The 21,677-nt window shown below is 72.8% G+C and carries 9 protein-coding genes; 4 read left to right on the top strand and 5 right to left on the bottom strand.

Features of this window, described 5'->3' with window-relative positions; all coding sequences use genetic code 11:
• Nucleotides 1–46 precede the first annotated feature (46 nt).
• On the top strand, nt 47–883 hold the full coding sequence (locus tag ACG83_RS33130) for an oxidoreductase (RefSeq protein ID WP_054570184.1): 837 nt from the start codon (nt 47–49) through the stop codon (nt 881–883).
• A gap of 72 nt (nt 884–955) precedes the next feature.
• Here the strand turns inward: ACG83_RS33130 and ACG83_RS33125 are convergent, their stop codons facing one another.
• Entirely contained in the window at nt 956–2,530 is a 1,575-nt protein-coding gene (locus ACG83_RS33125; protein WP_235498346.1) for an ATP-binding protein, read from the bottom strand.
• A 221-nt stretch (nt 2,531–2,751) separates the two neighbouring features.
• On the opposite strand from ACG83_RS33125, the gene ACG83_RS33120 reads away from it, so the two are divergent.
• Nucleotides 2,752–6,399, top strand: coding sequence for a bifunctional proline dehydrogenase/L-glutamate gamma-semialdehyde dehydrogenase (locus tag ACG83_RS33120; RefSeq protein ID WP_083473787.1), 3,648 nt, complete (start codon nt 2,752–2,754; stop codon nt 6,397–6,399).
• Between the two features lie 346 nt (nt 6,400–6,745).
• The gene (locus ACG83_RS33115; RefSeq protein WP_054570183.1) at nt 6,746–8,965 is read left to right on the top strand and encodes an NADP-dependent isocitrate dehydrogenase; all 2,220 of its coding nucleotides are present in this window, start codon (nt 6,746–6,748) and stop codon (nt 8,963–8,965) included.
• Nucleotides 8,966–9,132: 167 nt separating this feature from the next.
• Here the strand turns inward: ACG83_RS33115 and ACG83_RS33110 are convergent, their stop codons facing one another.
• Nucleotides 9,133–10,278: an SRPBCC family protein gene (locus tag ACG83_RS33110; RefSeq protein ID WP_347280131.1), complete on the bottom strand. Its 1,146-nt coding sequence runs from the start codon at nt 10,276–10,278 to the stop codon at nt 9,133–9,135.
• Nucleotides 10,279–10,985: 707 nt separating this feature from the next.
• Between ACG83_RS33110 and ACG83_RS33105 the strand changes: the two genes are divergently transcribed.
• Nucleotides 10,986–11,174 carry a hypothetical protein gene (locus tag ACG83_RS33105; protein WP_054570181.1) on the top strand — a complete coding sequence of 63 codons (189 nt, stop codon included), beginning with the start codon at nt 10,986–10,988 and terminating at the stop codon, nt 11,172–11,174.
• A 597-nt stretch (nt 11,175–11,771) separates the two neighbouring features.
• Here ACG83_RS33105 and ACG83_RS33100 read toward each other — a convergent pair.
• The 3 genes from ACG83_RS33100 to ACG83_RS43160 form a co-directional block, all read right to left on the bottom strand.
• Complete coding sequence (locus tag ACG83_RS33100; protein WP_235498345.1) at nt 11,772–12,881, bottom strand: alpha/beta hydrolase fold domain-containing protein; 1,110 nt, start codon at nt 12,879–12,881, stop codon at nt 11,772–11,774.
• A 218-nt stretch (nt 12,882–13,099) separates the two neighbouring features.
• The gene (locus ACG83_RS33095; RefSeq protein WP_054570180.1) at nt 13,100–13,897 is read right to left on the bottom strand and encodes a hypothetical protein; all 798 of its coding nucleotides are present in this window, start codon (nt 13,895–13,897) and stop codon (nt 13,100–13,102) included.
• A 233-nt stretch (nt 13,898–14,130) separates the two neighbouring features.
• Nucleotides 14,131–21,057: a type I polyketide synthase gene (locus ACG83_RS43160; RefSeq protein WP_054570179.1), complete on the bottom strand. Its 6,927-nt coding sequence runs from the start codon at nt 21,055–21,057 to the stop codon at nt 14,131–14,133.
• Between the last annotated feature and the right edge of the window lie 620 nt (nt 21,058–21,677).

Genomic DNA, 21,677 nt, shown 5'->3' with positions numbered 1-21,677 from the left:
CAGGGGCGACAGGGTGTCCGTTGTGTTCTCCTCGAAAGGAACTGTAATGGCTCGCAAGGTCGCCCTGGTCACCGGCGCCTCCTCGGGTATCGGTGAGCACACCGCCCGCCGCCTCCACCAGGCCGGCTTCGTCGTGTACGGCGCCGCTCGGCGCGTCGACCGGATGGCGGAGCTCGCCGCCACGGGCGTACACACCATCGCCCTCGACGTCACCGACGAGGCCTCCGCCCAGAAGGCCGTCACCGAGATCCTCGCGGCCGAGGGCCGCATCGACGTCCTCGTCAACAACGCCGGTTACGGCTCGTACGGCGCGGTCGAGGACGTCCCGATCTCCGAGGCCCGTGCCCAGTTCGACGTCAACCTCTTCGGGCTCGCGCACCTCACCCGGATGGTGCTGCCGGCCATGCGCGCCCAGGGCAGCGGCACCATCATCAACATCAGCTCGATGGGTGGGCGGTTCGCCACCCCGCTGGGGGCCTGGTACCACGCCAGCAAGTACGCCGTCGAAGGCCTCAGCGACACGATGCGCCTGGAACTGAAGCGGTTCGGCATCGACGTCGTTCTCATCGAGCCCGGCCTGATCCGCACCGAGTGGGGCGCCATCGCCGCCGACAGGCTCCGTGCGACCTCCGCAGGAGGACCCTACGCGGAGCAGGCCGCCGCCATCGCCGCATCGCTGGAGCGCAGCTCGCGGCCCGACGCGCGGAGGACCTCACCGCCCACCGTCATCGCCGACGCCGTGACCAAGGCCGCCACCGCCCGAAGCCCCCGCACCCGGTATGTCGTCGGCTTCGGGGCCCGACCGCTCATCCTGCTCAGCAGAATTCTGCCGAACCGAGCCTTCGACATCCTCATCAAGCGCACCGTTGGCATGCCGGCCTGACGGTCGCCTGTCTCGGCCCTGCTGGCCTGTCGGCGCTCGCGTCACGCAGCGATCGCGTCACACAGAGATCGGTCAGGCGCGCAGCAGCGTGACGGGGCGGCCGGCGGGGCTGGTGACGGTGGTGATGGCCGTGCGTTCGGCGATGGGCGCGGCGTCGGGGCGGGTGTCGAAGATGACGAGTGTGCCGCGGTCGAGGCCGAGCCGTTCCAGGTAGCCGTCGAGTTGGAGCAGGCCTCGGGGGAGTGGATCGGTCTCCCGTTCCCGGCGGACCTTGAGCTCCAAGGCCTCCCGTTGCACCTCCCGCCGGCCGTCGGCCGCGGTGTGGGCCCAGCGGACGAGCAGGTCGATACGGCCGCGGCCGATGCCGTACTCGCGTTCGACATAGCCGCCGCCATTGACGACCCGCTGCAGGAAGCCCATGAGTACCAGCTGGCAGGCCGCTTCGGGATAGCGGCGACCGGAGGCGAGGATCTCCCCGTTCTCGACCCAGAACCGGGCGAACTCGTCGAGCATCGTCGCCAGGTCGAACCGTCCGTCGGGCAGGACGAAGGTGCGGGGGTCGGCGAGGACGACCGCCTCGACGCCGTCGGTCAGGACCCGGGCGATGACCTCCCGGTAGATCGGGTTGGCGATCCGGACCGGGTTGGTGGGGGCGATGAGGCCCAGATCGCGGACGTAGGAGAGGTCGTCGTCGTAGGCGTCGAGGTTGACCACGGTGCCGGCGAGCACCGGTTCCAGCACCCGTCGGACGCGTGGCTGGGTGAGGGTGGCGGCGAGGGAGTCCAGGTGGGTGGCCCGGGCCAGGACGAGCCGTTCCTTCGCCTGCTCCACATGATCCAGGGTGATCGTCGCGGTGGGGGGAACGGCGATCTCCTCGACGATCTCGCGGGCGAGCGCGTTGACGAGCCACGGCTGGCCGGCGGTCAGCTCGAACGCCCGCGCGAGAGCGTCCTCGGTGAAGGCCTGCCCGGTCTCGTCCGTGTGCTGCCGGTAGAGGTGGTCGACCTCGTCCGCCGTGAAGTCGCCGAGCCGCAGCGACTTCACCTTCACGTTGAACGGGCTCGCCGACCCGAGCCGCTCCGGGTCGCTGCCCGGAGCGACCCGGTAGTCGCGGACGTCGCGCAGGCCGCACAGGACGACCGACGCCGGGAACACCTCCGGACGGTCACTGAACCCGGCCCGCAGCTGTCGCAGAACACTGATCAGGCTCGGCCCACGCAGCGCGTCGATCTCGTCGAAGAACAGCACGAGGGGTCGCGGGGACGCCCGTGCCCATGCCGAAAGGGCCCGCCGGAGCGCGTTCTCCGCAGCTGGCTCCGGCCACGCCGGTGGACGAAGCTCCTCGGGAAGCGCCACCTCAGCCCGGTCGCGGATCTCCTGCAGGACGCTCCGATCCGCAGCCCGGTAGTCGTCGCCCGCTGCCTCTCCGACCTCGCCGGAGAAATGCAGCGCGGTGTACTGCCCGGACGCGGTCAGCTCGGTGGCCAGCGCGCGCAGGGCCGTCGTCTTCCCCGTCTGCCGTGGGGCGTGCACGACGAAGTAGGCGTTCTGCGTGACCAGCCTGGACGCCTCGGGCAGCCGCGACAGCGCCGGCACCATGTAGTGAAGATCAGGACGGCACGGGCCGGCCGTGTTGAAACGCCGCACCGGCCGCCCCTTCCGCCCAGCTCCTCCGATCACACTCCCGCCACTCTATGCAACCGTGTGGTGGGTGACGTAGATAGTCAACGCTGTTGACGTCCCCGGGCTCGCCTTGTTGATCTTGAAGGTCGGTAGGTGCGGGCACCGGGGTGGACGTGGCGCGCGGCGTGAGTCGCTGGGCGGGGGCGGGCCCATGACACTGGAAGGGTTCCTGCCGGGTAGGGCTCATGGCGCCGGCGACCGGCGCCGGCGACGAGAACCTGGGAGTGCCGATGACCGCGGCTCACAGCACCACCGTGTCCGAGTTGTCCGCGGTGGCCGAGGAGGCCGGGGCGCGCGCCCGCCGCTGGGCCGCCGAGGCGGCGGACGAGCCGGTGGACGCCGCCGCCGCGCGGCTGGCGGGAGTGCTGCGGGAGCCGGGGGGCCTGGCGTTCACGGTGGGGTTCGTCGACGGGGTGATCCGGCCCGAGGACAGGCGGGTCGCGGCGCGGAACCTGGCCCGGCTCGCGCCGTCCGCGCCCGGGTTCCTGCCCTGGTATCTGCGGGCCGCGGTCCGGGCCGGCGGGGTGGCGGGGCCGGTGGCGCCGGGGCTGGTGATCCCGGTGGCGCGCCGGGCGCTGCGGGGCATGGTGGGGCATCTGCTCGTCGACGCGACCGAGCGGCGGTTGGGGCCCGCGATCTCGGCGGCGCGTGAGCCGGGTGTGCGGCTGAACCTGAACCTGCTGGGTGAGGCGGTCCTCGGCGAGCGGGAGGCGGCGCGGCGGCTGGCGGGCACGATGGCCCTTGTCGAGCGGCCGGACGTCGACCATGTGTCGATCAAGGTGTCGGCGGGCACCGCACCGCATGCGCCCTGGGCGTTCGAGGAGACGGTGGCCCAGGTGGTGGACGCGCTTCACCCGCTGTACGCGCGGGCGGCGGCGACCCGCCCGGCCACGTTCGTCAACCTGGACATGGAGGAGTACCGCGATCTGGATCTGACGATCTCGGTCTTCACCAGGCTGCTCGACCGCCCGGACCTGCGCCGGCTGGAGGCCGGGATCGTCCTGCAGGCATACCTGCCCGACGCGCTGGGAGCGCTGGTCCGGCTGGGGGAGTGGAGCACGAAGCGGGTGTCGGCCGGAGGTGCCCCGATCACGGTGCGGATCGTGAAGGGCGCGAACCTGCCGATGGAACACGTCGAGGCATCGCTGCGCGGCTGGCCGGCGGCGCCGTACGGCTCCAAGGAGGAGACCGACGCCAACTACAAGCGGCTGCTGGACCACGCGCTGCGGCCGGAGCGTGTGGACGCGGTCCGTATCGGGGTCGCCGGGCACAACCTGTTCGATCTCGCCTTCGCCTGGGTGCTCGCCGGGCGTCGCGGGGTCCGGGGCGGTCTGCGGTTCGAGATGCTGCGGGGGATGGCGCAGGCGCAGGCCCGGGTGGTGGCCCGCGAGGTGGGCGGCCTGCTCCTCTACACCCCGGCCGTGCGGCCCGCGGAGTTCGACGTCGCCATCGCCTACCTGGTCCGGCGGCTGGAGGAGGGCGCCAGTCAGGAGAACTTCCTGTCGGCGATGTTCGACCTGGCCGGTGACAACGCCGGCGGCAGCGGTGGTGGCGACGGCGACGGTGGTGGTGGTGGCCTGCTGTTCGCGCGGGAGGAGCGGCGGTTCCGGGCGTCGGTGGCCCGGCTGGAGGCGGAGGCGGCGGTCCCGCCGGCTGCCCGTCGCACCCAGAACCGGCAGCTGCGGTCCGTGTCGGCACCTGACGTCGACGTCGACGCTGATGTTGAGGCCAAGGTCGAGACCGATGCCGGGGTGGGCTTCCGCAACGCGCCGGACACCGATCCGTCGTTGGCGGCGAACCGGGCGTGGGCGCGGCGCATCCTGGCACGGGCCGGGACGTCCGCCCTCGGCGCGGATCTGGTCGAGCGGGCCGCCGTGCGGACGCCCGCCGAGCTCGACGACGTCCTCGCCGGTGCGGTGGCGGCCGGTCCCGGCTGGGCCGCGCTCGGCGGCGCAGGCCGCGCGAAGGTGCTGCGGCGCGCCGCCGACCAGCTGGAAAGCCGTCGCGCCGAGCTGATCGAGGTCATGGTCGCCGAGGCGGGCAAGACCTTCGACCAGGCCGATCCGGAGGTCTCCGAGGCGGCGGACTTCGCCCGTTACTACGCCGACCGGGCGGTGGAGCTCGATCACGTCGACGGGGCGGTGTTCACCCCCGCCCGCCTCGCCGTGGTGACACCGCCGTGGAACTTCCCGGTCGCGATCCCCGCCGGCTCCACGCTCGCGGCGCTCGCCGCCGGCTCGCCGGTGGTGCTGAAGCCGGCCGGCCAGACCCGCCGGTGCGGTGCGGTGCTGACCCAGGCGCTGTGGGACGCCGGTGTGCCGCGCGACGTCCTCCAGCTGGTGTATGTGGACGAAGGGGAGCTGGGGCGGGCGCTGGTGAGCGACCCGCGGGTCGAGCGGGTGCTGCTGACCGGGGCGTTCGAGACCGCGCAGCTGTTCCGCTCCTGGCGGCATGATCTGCCGTTGCTCGCCGAGACCAGCGGCAAGAACGCGATCGTGGTGACGCCGAGCGCGGATGTCGACCTGGCGGTGCGCGACGTCGTCGCCTCCGCCTTCGGTCACGCCGGCCAGAAGTGCTCCGCCGCGTCCCTCCTCGTCCTCGTCGGCTCGGCCGCCCGGTCACGCCGGCTGCACGACCAGTTGGTGGACGCGGTGCGCTCACTGGCCGTGGGGCCGGCCCACGTCCCGACGTCCCAGATGGGGCCACTCGTCGAGCCGGCCGCGGGGAAGCTGCTGCGGGCGCTGACGACGCTCGGGCCCGGCGAGCGGTGGATCGTGGAGCCACGCCGGCTCGACGGCGAGGGCCGGCTCTGGTCGCCGGGGGTGCGCACCGGCGTTGCCCGGGGCTCGGAGTTCCACCGCACCGAGTACTTCGGCCCGGTGCTGGGGATCATGGCCGCACCTGATCTCGCGACGGCCGTCGAGCTCCAGAACGGCGTCGACTTCGGGCTGACCGCGGGGCTGCACTCGCGTGACCGGGCGGAGATCGAGTACTGGCTGCGGCACGTCGAGGCCGGCAACCTCTACGTCAACCGGGGCATCACGGGCGCCATCGTGGGGCGTCAGCCCTTCGGGGGGTGGAAGCGCTCGGCGGTCGGGCCCGGTACCAAGGCCGGAGGTCCGTCCTACCTGCTGGCCCTCGGGACCTGGGCGAGCACGCCGAGTACCGCCGCCGACGCGACGCCTACGCCTAGGCCTACGCCGGCTCCGGCTCCGGTCGCCGGTCAGCTGCTGGCCGCGGTCCGGCGGGCTCCCCTGGCGGGGGAGGCCGCGGAGGAGATCGCCGGCCTGGAACGAGCGCTGCGCAGCGACGCCGCGGCCTGGACGCACGAGTACGGCGTCGCGCGTGAGGTGGGTGGGCTCGTCGCCGAGCGTAATGTGCTGCGTTATCGACCCGTGCCGGTCGAGGTCCGGCTTGTGGACGACGGGTTCGTCGCCCTGGTGCGGGTGGTGGCGGCGGGCCTGCTGGCCGGCTCGGCGATCCGGGTCACCGCTGCGGTGGAGCCGCCCGCGGGCCTGGGGCCGGCGCTGCGCGAACTAGGTGTTCCCTGGCGGCTCGCGGCCGAGAGCGAATGGCTGGCCGAGGTCGCACGGGCCGCGGCCAGGGGGCGTGAGCTGCGCGTCCGGGTGACCGGCCGGGACGCCGACGCGCTGGCGCGGGCAGCTCGCGCGCTGGCGGACGTGACCCGGGGCCGGCCCGGCATCGTCGTGCACGCGGGTCCGGTGACGGAGTCCGGCCGGCTGGAACTACTGCCGTTCCTGCGGGAGCAGTCGATCAGCGTGACCGCGCACCGGTTCGGAGCCCCGGACGACCTCGTCGCCGGACTGGTCTGAGCCACCAGACTGGTCGTCACCAGACTGGTCGTCACCAGACTGGTCGTCACGAGTGGTCTCTGAGTCACCAGACCGGTCGCAGCCATCGGACCTGTCTGAGCCATGCCCCCGACGGCCGTAGAAGATGCGTACAAGGCGACATCACGGTAAAAATCTTAAGCTCGCCTAACTATTCTGGCTCTTCGTGTGCCAGGTCGGAGACCGGGCGGGCCCGGGTGCGGTCGTGCGACGGCCGCGACGAGCGGCGCGAGCTGTACCACACGCGCCCACGTCTGGCCGGTGGGTGCGGGACGGGCAGGGCATACCTTGATACGACACGCAGTAGTAGACGCGAAGCGGAGTTTCGGTGACTGATTCGGTGATCATCTATACGCTGACCGACGAGGCGCCGGCCCTGGCGACGTACTCGTTCCTGCCGGTGGTGCAGGCGTACGCGTCGACGGCCGGGGTCGAGGTCGTGAGTCGTGACATATCCCTGGCCGGGCGGATCATCGCCAGCTTCCCGGAGCACCTCGAACCGTCCCAGCGCATCGATGACGCGCTTGCCGAGCTCGGTGAGCTGGCGAAGACGCCCGAGGCGAACATCATCAAGCTGCCCAACATCTCGGCGTCCATCCCGCAGCTGAAGGCCGCGGTCGCCGAGCTGCAGCAGCAGGGGTACGCACTGCCGGACTACCCCGACGACCCGAAGACCGACGAGGAGCGGGAGGTCCGCGCCCGGTACGACAAGATCAAGGGCAGCGCGGTCAACCCGGTGCTGCGCGAGGGCAACTCCGACCGGCGCGCCCCCGCCTCGGTCAAGGGCTACGCGCAGACCCACCCGCACCGCATGGGCGCGTGGAGCGCGGGCTCGAAGACGAACGTCGCCACCATGGCTGCCGACGACTTCCGCAGCACCGAGAAGGCCGCGGTGATCGCGGCGGACGGCGCGCTGCGTATCGAGCTGGTCGGCGACGACGGCACCACCACGGTCCTGCGCGAGTCGGTACCCGTGCTGGCCGGCGAGGTCGTCGACGCCTCCGTGATGCGCATCGGCGCGCTGCGTGAGTTCCTCACCGCGCAGGTGGCCCGGGCCAAGGCCGAGGGCGTGCTGTTCTCCGTGCACCTCAAGGCCACGATGATGAAGGTCTCCGACCCGATCATCTTCGGCCACGTGGTACGGGCGTTCTTCCCCGAGACGTTCGCCCGCCACGGCGCCGTCCTCGCCGCGGCCGGCCTCACCCCGAACGACGGTCTCGGTGGCATCTTCAAGGGCCTGGAGGCGCTGCCGGAGGGCGCGGAGATCAAGGCGTCCTTCGAGGCGGAGCTGGCGAGCGGCCCGGCACTGGCCATGGTCGACTCCGACCGCGGCATCACGAACCTGCACGTCCCCAGCGACGTCATCGTCGACGCGTCGATGCCGGCGATGATCCGGACCTCCGGCCACATGTGGGGCCCGGACGGTTCCGAGGCCGACACCCTCGCCGTCCTGCCCGACAGCAGCTACGCGGGCATCTACCAGGCGGTTCTCGACGACTGCCGCGCGCACGGCGCCTACGACCCGGCGACGATGGGCTCGGTGCCCAACGTCGGCCTGATGGCCCAGAAGGCCGAGGAGTACGGCAGCCACGACAAGACCTTCGAGATCCAGACCACCGGCACCGTGCGCCTGGTCGACACCAGTGGCACCGTCGTGCTGGAGCAGACGGTGAGCGCCGGCGACATCTTCCGTGCCTGCCAGACCAAGGACGCCCCGATCCGCGACTGGGTGAAGCTCGCCGTCAGTCGTGCCCGCGCCACCGGCGACCCGGCGGTGTTCTGGCTCGACGAGACCCGGGCGCACGACGCCCAGCTCATCGCGAAGGTGCGGACCTACCTGGCCGAGCACGACACCGACGGCCTGACCATCGAGATCAAGGCGCCGGTCGACGCCATCACGTTCTCGCTGGAGCGCATCCGCCGCGGTGAGAACACCATCTCGGTCACCGGCAACGTGCTGCGTGACTACCTCACCGACCTGTTCCCGATCCTGGAGCTCGGCACCAGTGCCAAGATGCTCTCGGTCGTGCCGCTGATGAACGGTGGCGGCCTGTTCGAGACCGGTGCCGGTGGCTCGGCACCCAAGCACGTCCAGCAGCTGGTCAAGGAGAACTACCTGCGCTGGGACAGCCTCGGTGAGTTCCTCGCCCTGGCGGTGAGCTTCGAGCAGCTCGCCCAGTCCACCGGCAACGCCCGCGCCCAGGTGCTCGCCGACACCCTCGACCGCGCCACCGCGACCTTCCTCAACGAGGACAAGTCGCCGACTCGCCGCGTCGGCGGTATCGACAACCGCGGCAGCCACTTCTACCTGGCCCTCTACTGGGCCCAGGAGCTGGCCGGCCAGAGCGCCGACGCGGAGCTCGCGCAGGCGTTCAGCGGCCTCGCCGAGACGCTCTCGACGCAGGAGAAGGCGATCGTGGACGAGCTGCTCGCCGTGCAGGGCTCGCCCGCGGACATCGGCGGCTACTACCAGCCCGACCCGGCGAAGGCCGCGACGGTGATGCGTCCGTCGGCGACCTTCAACGAGGCCGTCGCCACGCTGGCCTGACAGCCGGCAGACCGAGCTCAACACCGGCTGGATCCGCCGGATCCGCATACTGCCCGGAACGGGCCCTCAACCACCGGTTGAGGGCCCGTTCCGCTGCTGCAGGGACACCGCGAGCGGTGGTTCACCGAACCGGGTGGTTTCAGCGGCCGCGGTTGAGTAACCGCCGGTCAGCGGCCGCCGGCGAGGGCGTCCGCGAGGACGTCGTGGCGGTGGTGCAGTCCGGGCTCGTTACGGCCGAACACCAGGTTCGCCCGCGCTCCGGCGGCCAGGTTCGCCTGCACCCGGGCGGCCAGCGCGTAGTCCTCGTCGCGTACGACATCGTGGGCGTACTCGAAGATGCTCCGGGCGGCCTCGGCCATTCCCGGCTCGCTCACGTCCATCGTCGAGGCGTTCTGGTGGACGGTCACCGAATGACCCGGGCGCTCCCCCGGATACACCCGGAAGATCTCCCCGTTGGCGACGGTGACCGACAGAACGATGTTGGGGAACAGGGCATAGATCAACACGAGGTTGTTCAGCGGCACCCACTCCTGCTCCGGCTGGTTCGCCAGGTCGGTGATGTGCCTCATCGGGAAGATCAGCCGGTGGTGGCGACCGAAGGAATCGAACAGGGCGCAGTTGCTCTTCGTGATCTGGGCGAAGGTGTCCCGATGCACCGTGGCGAAATGGTAGCTCTCGGCGAAGGTGTCGAGCGCCAGTTTCCAGTTGACCGGTGCGTCGAGAACCTTTTCGCCGACCGGTGCCCAGTTCCCGATTCCCCAGGAGGCGAGTTCCGGGCCCAGCGGGCCCAGATGCGCGTCGACGTCCAGCGGGCCGGCCTGGGGATCCAGCCCGACCCACAGGAAGCCGGAGTGCTCGGCCGCGGGCAGCTCGGTGAGCTGGGCCTTTCCGCCGAGCGTGGCCGGGAAGCCCTCCCGCCCCGGACCACCGACGAACGCGCCGTGTGCGTCATACGTCCAGGCGTGCCAGGGGCAGACGAAACGTTCGGCTGTGCCGCAGCCGGTGGCGAGCGGGGCCTGACGATGCAGGCAGATGTTCTCGAAGGCGCGAATCGCGCCGTCCGTGCCGCGGGTCAGCAGCACCGGGACGTCCATCACCGTCTTTGTGCAGTAACTGCCGGCCGCGGGCAGCTCGGAACTGTAGCCGACAAGCTGCGGTGACCGCCGGACGAGCTCGCGTTCTTTTTCGAACTGCTCCGAGCAGGTATATGCCTGGGCGGCCACGCCACCTTCTTCAGGTGTCATGTCGGTGGTTTTGTCGATTGCTGTCTTCAGCGCCCGTCGGGTGAGATCGACGAGTTCGTCGCGGTCGATGTGAGGCCTCCCCAGAATCGATGACGTCGCCAGCCCGCAGGCCCGGGCGGTCCCGACGCGATCAGTAGCCTGAATTGTATGTGCCTACCACGAACGGTTCTTGACCGGCCTAAGTTCCCAGCCGGACAGGAAGGATGGCACTCCCGTGCGTCACGGAACTGTGGGGCGACTGGGGCAAACGGGGTGGCTCCGCCGTCACCGTCGGGCGCGCGGGCGGCCTGCCGGGCCGTGGATGGCTCTGCCGTGCTGTGACCAGTGGCGACTGGTGGGGATCCGCGTCGGCGGTCCCGCGATGTGCTCCCCGGTGCGGTGGCGGCGGAACCCTGTGGCCCCGATCACGGTGTGGGTTCCTGGTGCGATTGCCGCCGGCGAAAAGGCGCCCGGTCAGATGGGTCTGCTCGGCCCAGCCGCGCCCGCGCTGGCCGCGGTGCCCGTCCACGGTTCACACGGACGAGGTTTCCGTCGACCGTGACGCCGGTCACGGAAATGCCCGGCAGGTGATCGTCGTCACGCATTCCTGTCGCGTCCGGGACTCATTTTTGCGCAATGTGGCCCACGACATAGACGTGGCTAACACCGACCTCGGTCGACCCCCATGAGTGCGTCGGACGTCACGTTCGCGATCAGGATTCTTTCGGGATTGTGAGTCATTATGGATATGGCGGTGGAAATGGCGCCGCCGCTGGACAAGTCGCAAGGAGGCAGCCATGAACCTCTTCTTCTCCGACCACTCCGGCCTGTACCGGAAGCTCGCCGCCCGGCGTGCCGTTCGCCGCGTTCGTCACCAGTTCGAGGAGATCCTCGAGTCGGCGGACACCTCGCCGGGCCTGCGGCAGGACATCCAGGCCCTCTACGCCCGTCAGGACTGGGGCATCGCGGCGAAGTCGCCGCGGTAAGCGCCTCGGCAGTGGCAGCTGGAGCAGTAAACGGACTCGGACCTGGACGGGCCTCGGCTTCGCAGCAGCAGCCGGCCGTCTCGGTCTCGGCCGCAGTGGTGCAGCCGCGGTGGTGCAGCCGCATTGACGGAGTCCTGACGGCGCGGTCGTGGCGGAATCGGTATCGCCGCGACCGCGCCGCGACGGTGAGCCGTGGTTGACCACGAGCTCCCCGAGAACCGGCTCGTGAACAGGCGCGGCGCCCCGGCAGGTCCTTGCCGCCGGCCGTTTCCGTTGGTCACTGCTTCTGGCAGCCGGTGAGGTGGATGAGGGCGACCGTGCCGTACGCCTCGGAGGGTGTTGCGTCTCTCACCCGCCCCGCGGGGCCCCGGACATCCCTCCCGCCAACCCCGGGGACCGACGCAGCCCCATTGGCGAAACCCTGAGAATCGGCGGACCTGGGCCACCGACATCGGCCTGGCGGTCCGTGGTCGCCCGTCGGCGGCGACCTCAGCCGTCGCCACCCGGCTCCGCGGCGACCAGAATCCTCGTCTGATCGCCCTTCGCCTCTTCGCCTCTTCGGATGCCGGAGAGGGCGGGCAGGGACGTGGGTGAACGCTAGAACCGCATTCCGAAGGCCGCGCGCAGCGCGGTGATCTTGTCGTCGCGCTCCCGGCCCGCCCGCGGGGTGCCGTGGGCGGTACCGGTGGTGGCTGTGGTGCCGGTGTTGACGACGGCGCTGTGACCCGGGACCGATCCCCGGTGCCGGCGCCGAGCAGCCTGGCCGGAGGTGCAACGTCCGGCGGCCGCCGCGAGAGAGCCTCCGGCCGTGGCCGCCGTGGCCGCCGTGGCCGCCGTGGCTGTCGCGGTGGCGGCGGCCGGCTGGTGGCGCAGGCGGACGGGCACCCCGGCCGCGCGGAGCGCCGCGGCATACGCGACGCCGTCGTCCCGGCGCCGATCCCCCTCCAGGACGGACACGTAGGCCGGGGGCAGCCCCCGCAGGTCGGTGGCCCGGGCTGGAGCCGCGTAGGCCGGCACATCGGCGGTCCCGGCGAGGTCCGCACCCAGATAGGCGTCCCAACGGGCACTCGGGGCCTGGCCTGTGACATCGACGGGGGCCGGTGCGGCGCCGGCACGTCGGTCGTCCAGCTCGGGGCGGCAGAGGCACTGGAAGCACAGGGCCGGGCCGTTGCGGTCCCGGGTGAGCAGCGTCAGCGCCGCGGCGAGGCCGGCGCCGGAGTTCACCCCGTGCACGGCGATCCGCCCGGGATCGACACCGAGGCGTTCGGCGCGGTCGACGGTCCACAGCAGGGCCGCGTAACAGTCCTCGATCGCGGCCGGGTACGGGTTCTCGGGGGCGAGGCGGTAGTCGACCGAGATCACGACGGCGCCGAGCGCCCGGCTCAGCTCGATGTTGGCCCGGTGGTCCGTGCCCAGCGCACCCGCGACGAATCCGCCGCCACGAAGATGCAGGACCGCCGGGGTCGGCCGGGTGCCGACCAGCGGGGTGTAGATGCGCACCGCCACGTCCGGTGCGTCCGGCGGGCCGGGAACGCTCGTGTCGGTGATGTTCACGCCGGTCAGGTCGATCTCGCGGGTCGCGGAGAGGATCAGCTCCATGGCCCGGGCTCGACTCGCGGTGATGTCGTCGAGGACGGCGAACGGCGTGATCTCGACCAGCGCCGCGCGCTCGGAATCGAACCGGTAGGGCATCGCGTCCTCCAGCACCAGTGTCGGGCATCCGCAGCCTGAATCCGCCCCCTTGCGCCCAGACCATGCCCATCGTGACCCCGGAAGCGGCCGACGAGGCCCCGAAACCCGCCTATCTGCCGGATCGGCATTCCGGGTGTCCTCGGGAGAGGATTCTGCGCGGTGTCACCGCCTGTGCCGCGCGTAACGGCGCGCGGCCAGGGCTGCCGGGAGTCCGGGCCGGCGACGGGGACGGCTCACTGGTTGGTCAGCCTGTCGGCGATCTGGTCGACGAAGCCCTGCTCGATGTCCGGCGGCGGCACGTTCTGGACGTTGATGACCTCGAGCTGGACGGCCACCTCGCCGACGTAGAAGTAGAGCGTGTCGCGGACATAGCCGTAGGTGCCGTACTGGTCCGTGACACCCAGTGAGGTCCGGATCAGTGCGGTGGCCCCGGGCGGCGGGGGCGGGGTCTCGACCGCGACGAGCTCGTAGGTGTATCCGTTCGCGTCCGGGCCGGCGAACTGCTCCTCCAGCGCCGCGCGGTAGCAGTCACCGAACAGGGGGCTGGTGACAATCTCGGCGTTCTGGCGGATCTGGCTCGCGGGCAGGATCTTCGCCCGGCTGACCGCCTGGAAATCGGATTCCTCGGTGCTGGTGAACAGATCCCCCGTGGTCTCGTCCGACGGTTCCGGCGGGTTGTATTCCGGGAAACCGGCGCAGGTGGCGACAGCGGTTTCTATCGCGCTGTCGCCGTCGCTGTCCGGATCGTCCGCGCCACCCGAGCTCTCGAAGCCCGCGGTTTCCGGACCCGCTGCGAGCACGTAGTCCGCCGCGCTCAGCTGGCTTGCCGGTGTGGCGTTGACCTGCGTTGACGGGGTTTCCGGCCCGGTCGGGGCAGGCTTCGTCGCGGGCCCCGCGGTCGGAGACGCCGTCGGCGTGCTGAGCGTGAGGGAGCCCTCCTGGCATCCCGTGAGCACAGCTGCCAACGCCGACGCGGCGATTGCGCCGAGCACGGGTCGGCGCCCGCCCCAACCCTGCCGAATGCTGCCCATCTCCGACCTCCATGAGGTTCGCGCAGCTGTTACGCGAACTGGCTGAATACCTTGTTGACAAGGAACACCATGCCGGAGAAAAGCGGGTGGGAGTGCATGTGTCGGATGTCTTTCGTGGGACATGAGATGGGCCCGGAACACCCGCAGGGATAATTCCGCGGGTTGGCTTCCGGGCCCATCTCGTGGTGCCGCCCTTGACAGGAGGAGAGCAGACAGTTCGCCGGTTCGGTGTGTTACGCGGAGTGAACGACCGGGATGGATCCGGGGCGAGCGGCCGCGGCCGCTGGCGGTCCGCCGAGGAGGTCCAGCCAGGCGTGGACGGTGTCGGCGGTGGATCTGGCGTGCTCGTTGAGCATCGACTGGTGGCTGCCCGCGGCGTGCACGAGGTCGAAGTCGAGATCCCAGGCGTCGGCTCCGGCCGCCGACACCGCACCCGGAGGCGCCGCACCCGGAGACGCCGCACCCGTGGACGCCGCACCCGGCGGTGCCGGCCTCGGTCCGGTTCCAGCGGGGGCGGCGCCGGCCGGCGTGGAAGTGGCCGGGGCCGCGTTGCGGCGGGGGAGGCCCTCGGTGGCGCGGACCAGGACGATCGGTGTGCGCACCGGGGTCGGCCGCCAGCCCTCGAACAGGTCCAGGTAGGCGCCCTGCGCGGTCACCTGCGCTTCGGTCATGAGCGCGAACGCCTGATCGTTGACGGCGATGCCGCGTAGCTCCTCGGCGACGTCCGCGTCGGGGATGGCGTCGCCGGGCAGCCAGGTGTCGAGCAGGACAACGGCCGCCAGCGCCATCCCCCGTGCCTCCAGCCGGGCCGCGACCGCGTGGGCGAGCCACCCGCCGGACGAATAGCCGGCGAGCGCGACCGGGGCATCCGCGAAATGCCGGGCCATCGTGTCGGCGTGCAGGTCGACGACGAGCTCGGCGGTCGCCGGCAGCAGCTCGCCGTCACCGAAACCGGGGTGGGCGAGGGCATGGACGTCCCGGCGGCCGTGCAGGTGCAGAGCGAGGCGGGCGAAGGTGTGTGGTCCTGACGGGGCCACCATCGATGGGAGGCAGACCAGCGCGGGGCCGGCCGGACCGGAGGCGAGCGTGACCGGGGATGGCCGGTGGGGGAGTGCGTCCGGGCTGGTGAAGGTGGGCCGCAGCCGCGCGGCGGCACGCAGCACACCGATGCCCGCCGCGAACTTGCCGTCGGCACACGCCTGGCGGTAGAGCTCCCGCACACCGCCGGGCGCGGAGCCGCCCGCGGTGGTGATGCCGCCGCGGTCGCCCGGCGCGCCCCACCCGCTTTCCGGCCCAGGCCTGCGGCCCGTTTCCGGCCCCGGGCCGATGCCTGCCGGGCGATCCGGGGCGCCGGCAGCGCCTCCGTTCGTGGGCGGGTCCGCGCTGGCAGCCCGGGCGGCGAGCAGTGCCGCGAGGTGGGCCGCCAGATCGGCGACGGTGGGGTGTTCGAAGACGACGGTCGTGCTCAGCCGAAGGCCGGTCAGCTCGGCGAGTCGGCGGCCCAGCCGCACGGAGGCGACGGAGTCGAAGCCGATCTCCAGGAAGCGTCGGGCGGTGTCCACGTCCGCCGGGTCGGCATGCCCGAGAACCTCGGCCACCGCGGCCCGGACGAGATCGTGCAGGACGCGCCGGCGCTGCGCGGCCGGCAGCGCATGGAGGCTGACGGAGGTGGGCCGGCCCGGGTCGGGGCGATCCGCGGTCTGTGCGGTGCCTCCGGCCGCTCCGCCCGCGGTGGCCGTCGAGCCGGCGGCGGTAGCGGGCCCGGCGGTGCCGGGCTGGGTGGTGCCGGGCCGGGAGGGACCTGTGCTCGCGGTGATCTCGTCGAACAGCCGGGACGGCCGCGCGGCGGTGAAGACCGGCAGGAACAGCTCCCAGTCGACGTCGGCGAACGTGACGACGTCTCCGGTCGGGTCCGCTGCCTGGCCCACCAGCGCGGCGACCGCGTCGTCGGCGGGCAGCGGACGCAGACCGCGACGCTGCAGGTACGCCTGCCGGGACGGCTCGGCGGCCATGCCCGACCCGGCCCACGGGCCGTAGGCGACGCAGGCGGTGGGCAGGCCGGCGGCCGCTCGGAACGCGGCCAGCGCGTCGAGATAGGCGTTCGCGGCGCTGTAGGCGCTCTGCCCGGAGCTGCCCCACGTCGCCGCGATCGAGGACAGCAGCAGGAGAGGGACGTCGCCGGCGATCCGGTGCGTCAGCTCGGCGGCGGTGACCTTCGGCGCGAGGACGCCCGCGATCTGGTCGAGATCGAGCTCGTGCAGCGCCGCGGTGGGCCCGAAGACGCCCGCGGCGTGGACGACCGCCCGAAGCGGCATCTCCTGGTCGGCGACGAGGCCGGTCAGGAGCGTGGCCAGCTGGTCGCGGTCGGCGGTGTCGCAACGACGCACCACGACGTCGGTTCCGTGCCCGGCCAGCTCGGCGCGCAGGGCGGCCGCGCCCGGCGCGTCCGGGCCCCGGCGGCTCGCGAGCACCAGTCGCCGGGCTCCGGCGCGGGCGAGATCATGGGCGATCCGCGCGCCGAGCGCCCCCGTCCCTCCGGTGACCAGCACGGTTCCGCCCCGCAGGTCCCAGGAGGACGGACCCGCCGTTCCCGCTGTGATCGCGGTGTCGGCGGTGTCGGCGGTGTCGGCAGCGGTCGCTGTGGTCGCTGTGATCGCGGTGGTCGTCGGGGCGGCGTCGTGGACGAGGCGGGGCACGAACAGCGCGGACGTCCGTACGGCGAACTGGTCCTCGCCCTGGCCCAGGGCCAGCGCGGCGCCGAGCCAGCCGAGCGCGGAGTCGTCCAGCGCGGAGGGCAGGTCGATCAGCCCACCCCACACGTCGGGGCGTTCGAGCGCCACAGTCCGTCCCAACCCCCACAGGGGCGCCCCGGCAGGGTCTCGGACGGGGTCGTCGATGCCGGTGGTGACCGCCCCCCGGGTCAGGGCCCACAGCGGTGCCCGCAGCCCGAGGTCGTGGTGCGCCTGCGCGAGCGCGCAGGTGAGTGCGAAGCCGACGGTCAGCGCCGGGTGGTCGGGATGCGCCGTGGTGTCCATCGGGAGCAGGGCGAGCACGCCTCCGCGGCCGCCGGCGGTCGTCGGCGAGCCGGGTGCCGCCGGTGAACCCGGTGCCGCCGGCGAACCCGGTCCCGCCGGTGAACCCGGTGCTGGCGGCGAACTCGTGGCTGCCGGCGGCCTCAGGGCGTCGAGCTGGGCACCGAGGCAGGCGTCGAGACGGGCGCGCAGCCGCGCGCGGTCGGCGTCGGTGTGCTCCAGCTTCAGTTCGGTGGTGGTGGCACCGAGGCGTTCCAGGATCCAGCGGATGCGGGAGACCTCCTCGTCGCCGACGCCGGCGGGGGGCCGCAGCACGACCCAGGGGCCTGACAGCGGTGAGCCGGAGCCGCCGGTGCCGGTGAGCGCCGCAGCGTCGGCGAGTGCCGCGGCTCCGGTGAGCGCGGCGTTGGCGGCGTCGGGCAGCGCGCGCCAGACAGTGCGGTAGCGGGCGGGGCCCGGGGTCTGCGCCGACCCGTCCGTGTCGTGGACGCCGGTCGGGGCCGCACCGGCCGGGGCTGCACCGGCGGGGGCGGGAGACTCCATCCAGTACCGCCGGCGCTGGAACGGATAACTCGGCAGATGCAGCCGTACCGGCCTGGTGGCCGCTCCCGGTGAACGTACGGACCGCGACTGGGCCCGCTCCTGGGGGACGAGCCACGGATCGAGGTTCGGATCGAGCTGGGGCTGCGGCCGGAGATCGGGCTGGTTGGCAGGCTCCCAGGCGATCGCGACGCCGTGGGTGTGCAGCTCGGCGAGGGCATGGTGCAGCGCGGCCGGCTCGGAGCGCCCACTCGCCGCGACACTGACCAGCCGCGGTGTCGGCCCCCGTCCACCGTCGCGGGCGGCGGTGCCGTCGAAGCCCGCACCGGCTCCGACGGCTCCAATCACGCCGTCACCGGCGACTGCGCCATCGAGGACGCCGTCGCCGAGCTTGCCATCGTCGAGCACGGTGTCGTCGAGCACGGTGTCGTCGAGCGCGGTGTCCTGGATGTGGAGGGCGAGCGTGGCCCGTGGGCCGATCTCGATCCAGGCCGCGGGGCCAACCCGGCGGGCGCGGGCGACGGCGTCGCGGAACCGGACGCGCTCGCGGAGGTGGCGCACCCAGTAGCCGGGCTCGGTGACCTGGACGGGTGCCTCCGGGTCACCGGCCCGATGCCCGGTCAGCGCCGAGACAAGCGGGACCGTCGGAGTGCGGTAGGTGACGCCGCGGACGACGTCGGCGAAGCGTTCCAGAACCGGGTCCAGATGGGCGGAGTGGAAGGCGTGCCGGACGGCGAGCCGGCGTGTCGGGCGGCCTCGCGCGGCCCAGTACGCGGTCACGGCGGCGACGGCGTCGTCGTCACCGGCGACGACCACCGAGGCGGCGCTGTTGACCGCGGCGATCTCGGCGCCGTCGAAACCGGCCAGGGACGCGCCCACCTCGTCCTCGCTGGCACTCACCGCGGCCATCGCGCCACGGCGGGCGCCGCCCATCAGCCGGCCGCGGGCGGCGACGACCGCGGTCGCGTCGGTGAGTGTCCAGACGCCGGCGACGTGCGCGGCGGTCAGCTCGCCGATGGAGTGGCCGAGCACGAGCCGGGGGACGAGCCCGAACGTCTCGAGCAGGCGGAACATCGCGACCTGGTACGCGAACAGGGCGCACTGGGTGTACAGCGTCTCGTCGAGCAGCCCGGCGCGGCGGGTGCCCGGCGCGGCGAACATGACGTCGCGCAGCGGCTCGTCGAGGTGCGGCGCGAAGTGCTCGCAGATCGTGTCGAGGGCGCGTGCGAACACCGGGTAGGTGGCGTGCAGACGTCCCCCCATACCGGGCAGCTGGCTGCCCTGCCCGGTGAACGCGACGGCGGGCCGGGCACCGGTGGGGTCGGCCGGGGCGCTGCCCCGGACCAGCGCCGGCGTGGTGCCGCCGGCCGCGAGGGTGGTGAGTGCCCCGGCCAGCTCCGCGGTACGCGCCGAGGACGGACCGTCGAGCACGACCGCCGCGCGGGTGGGCAGGGCCGCGCGGCCGCCGTTGAGGGTGAGCGCGACATCGTCGCAGCGCAGTTCGGGGTGCCGGCGCAGGTGCTCGGCGAGTCGTGCCGCGTGTGCCCGCAGCGCGGTCTCGCCGCGGGCCGAGACGACCACCGTGACCGGCGCGGGCACGGATCCCTCCGGCGCCGGCACGCTCCGGCCGCCGAGGCGGGCGACGTCCCGGCCGCCGGTGCTCTGGGCGGGGATGCTCCGCGTCGGGGTGCTCTGGGCCGCGGCGCTCTGGGACGGGGTGCTCTGGGCCGCGGTGCTCTGGTTCGGGGTGCTCTGGTTCGGGATACGCGGTGCTGTGGGGGGCTCGGCGAGGATGACGTGAGCGTTCGTCCCCGAGATGCCGAACGCGGAGACCGCGGCCCGCCGCGGGCGGGCACCCGCCGGCCAGGCGACCGGCGCGGTCAGCAGCTCGAGGGCACCGCCGCTCCAGTCGACGTGCGGGGTGGGGGCGGTGATGTGCAGGCTCGCCGGCAGCAGCTCGTGGCGCATCGCCTCGACGAGCTTGATGAGGCCGGCGGCGCCGGCGGCGGCCTGGGTGTGGCCGATGTTGGACTTCAGCGAGCCCAGGTACAGGGGCCGTCCGGGCGGACGGGAAGCGCCGTACGCGGCGAGCAGGGCTCGGGCCTCGATGGGATCACCGAGCGGGGTGCCGGTGCCGTGTGCCTCGACGGCGTCGACGTCGCCGGGCGCCACGCCGGCGTCCGCGAGGGCCTGGGCGATGAGGCGCTGCTGGGACAGGCCGTTGGGTGCGGTCAGCCCGTTGCTGGCCCCGTCGGAGTTCACGGCGCTGCCGGCGATGACGGCGAGGACGGGCAGCCGCCGAGCGCGGGCCTGCGACAGCCGGGTCAGGACGACCACGGCGGCGCCCTCGGCCCAGCCGGTGCCGTCTGCGTCGGCGGAGAACGCCCGGCACCGTCCGTCGGGGGCCAGGCCCCGCTTGCGGCTGAACTCGACCAGCATCGCCGGCGTGCTCATGAGGGTGACCCCGCCGGCGACAGCGAGATCACATTCGCCGCTGCGCAGGGAGGCCGCGGCCAGATGGACGGCCACCAGCGAGGCGGAGCACTGGGTGTCCACGGTCAGCGCCGGGCCTTCGAACCCGAACGTGTAGGAGACCCGCCCGGCGATCACCCCGAGCGCGTTGCCGGTCAGCAGATGGCCCTGCAGGTCGGCGGGTGCCCGGTGCCAGGCCGACCCGTAGTCCTGCAGGGACACCCCGGTGAACACCCCGGTACGGCTGCCGCGCAGCGACATCGGGTCGATCCCGGCGTGCTCGAAGGCCTCCCAGGACACCTCCAGCATGAGGCGCTGCTGCGGGTCCATCGCGACGGCCTCCCGCGGGCCGATGCCGAAGAAGGCGGCGTCGAACAGATCGATGCCGGGCAGGAAGCCGCCGCCGCGGGTGTACGTGGTGCCGGGATGGTCCGGGTCCGGGTGGTGCAGGTGGGCGAGGTCCCAGCCGCGATCCGCGGGCAGCGGCCCGGTGACGTCCCGGCCGGCGGCGAGCAGCTCCCACAGTGCCGCCGCGGAGTCCGCGCCCGGCAGGCGGCACCCGGTCCCGACGACGACCACGGGGTCCGTCACCGGCCCGGCCGCCGAGCCGCCTGGTGAACGGACCATCGGACCGGTCACCCGGCCATCTGCCCGGTCATCTGCCCGGCCGTCCGGCTGGCTGTCTGCCTGGTCGGTCGTCTGGTCGGTCACCCGGGTGGTCACCGGGACGGCCGTCGGGTTGGTCTGCGAGGACGGGCCGCGGGCGGCGTCCTCGCGCCAGCCGAGGACCGCGCCGCGCAGATGCGACGCGACCGCCCGTGGGGTCGGCCGTTCGAACAGCAGCGTCGCCGGCAGCGCCACGCCGGTCGCCGCGGCCAGCCGCTCGCGCAGGGCGTCCGCGGCCCCGCGGTAGATGCCCAGCGCTCGCCAGGGCGCACCGCGGTCGACCGTGGTCGGCTCGCGGCCGCTCACCGCGACCAGGTGGTCGACGACCAGCGCCAGCAGGGCGTCCACCTGGTCAGCCGGGTCCAGGCGGACGATCCTGGCCCGCCAGGCGGCCCGGACCTGCTCGGCGGGCGGGCCGGACGGGTGCGGCTGCGGGTTGCTGTTGTCCATCAGGACCTCCCGAGGGGGCTGACGCCTTCAGGTGTCCGGCGCTTTTCGGTTCTTTGTGGTTCCTTTCGGCTCCGGGTTTGTTTCGTGGTCCTTCGCGTTTCTCCCGGGGCCTGCCGGAAACCGAGAGGTTCCGCTGTTCCCGTGACCGGATGCCGCCGGGAGAGCCGTCCGGCGTCGGACGTCCGGCGGTGGGTTCCGGCGTGCCGGGGTTCTGGCGGGACACGGTCCGGGATTTCAGCGGTCAGGTTGGATCCCGTCTCCGGGTGGCCCGCGGCCACGCCGCCGGTTTACGTCGGTGGGCAGCCACTCGCGAATTCTGCCGGAGCCCGCCGTCGGCTCAAAACGGCGATGGCGCTGACGGGCTACGCCGAACGGGTTTGTCGCTGGTCCGTCGGTCCCGGCCGGTCAGGCCTTTCGTCGGGCCGTCGGGTGGGAGACGGCACAGCTGCGGGTGGCGCGCTAATACGTTCGGGCCATTGGCCGGCACCGACGGATTGTCGACATCACCGCCGATCCGTAGTGTCGCTTTCCGCTGTTACCGGGTTCATCGCGCACCGACGGCGGGCCGGGCCCCTGCCCGGCCGGGGCCGTGGGCTGCCCGAACAGCCCGGCCGCCCGGG

Origin of the sequence: Frankia sp. R43 (assembly GCF_001306465.1) — a bacterium.
GTDB lineage: Bacteria > Actinomycetota > Actinomycetes > Frankiales > Frankiaceae > Parafrankia > Parafrankia irregularis.
This window is presented reverse-complemented; position numbering and strand designations above follow the sequence as displayed.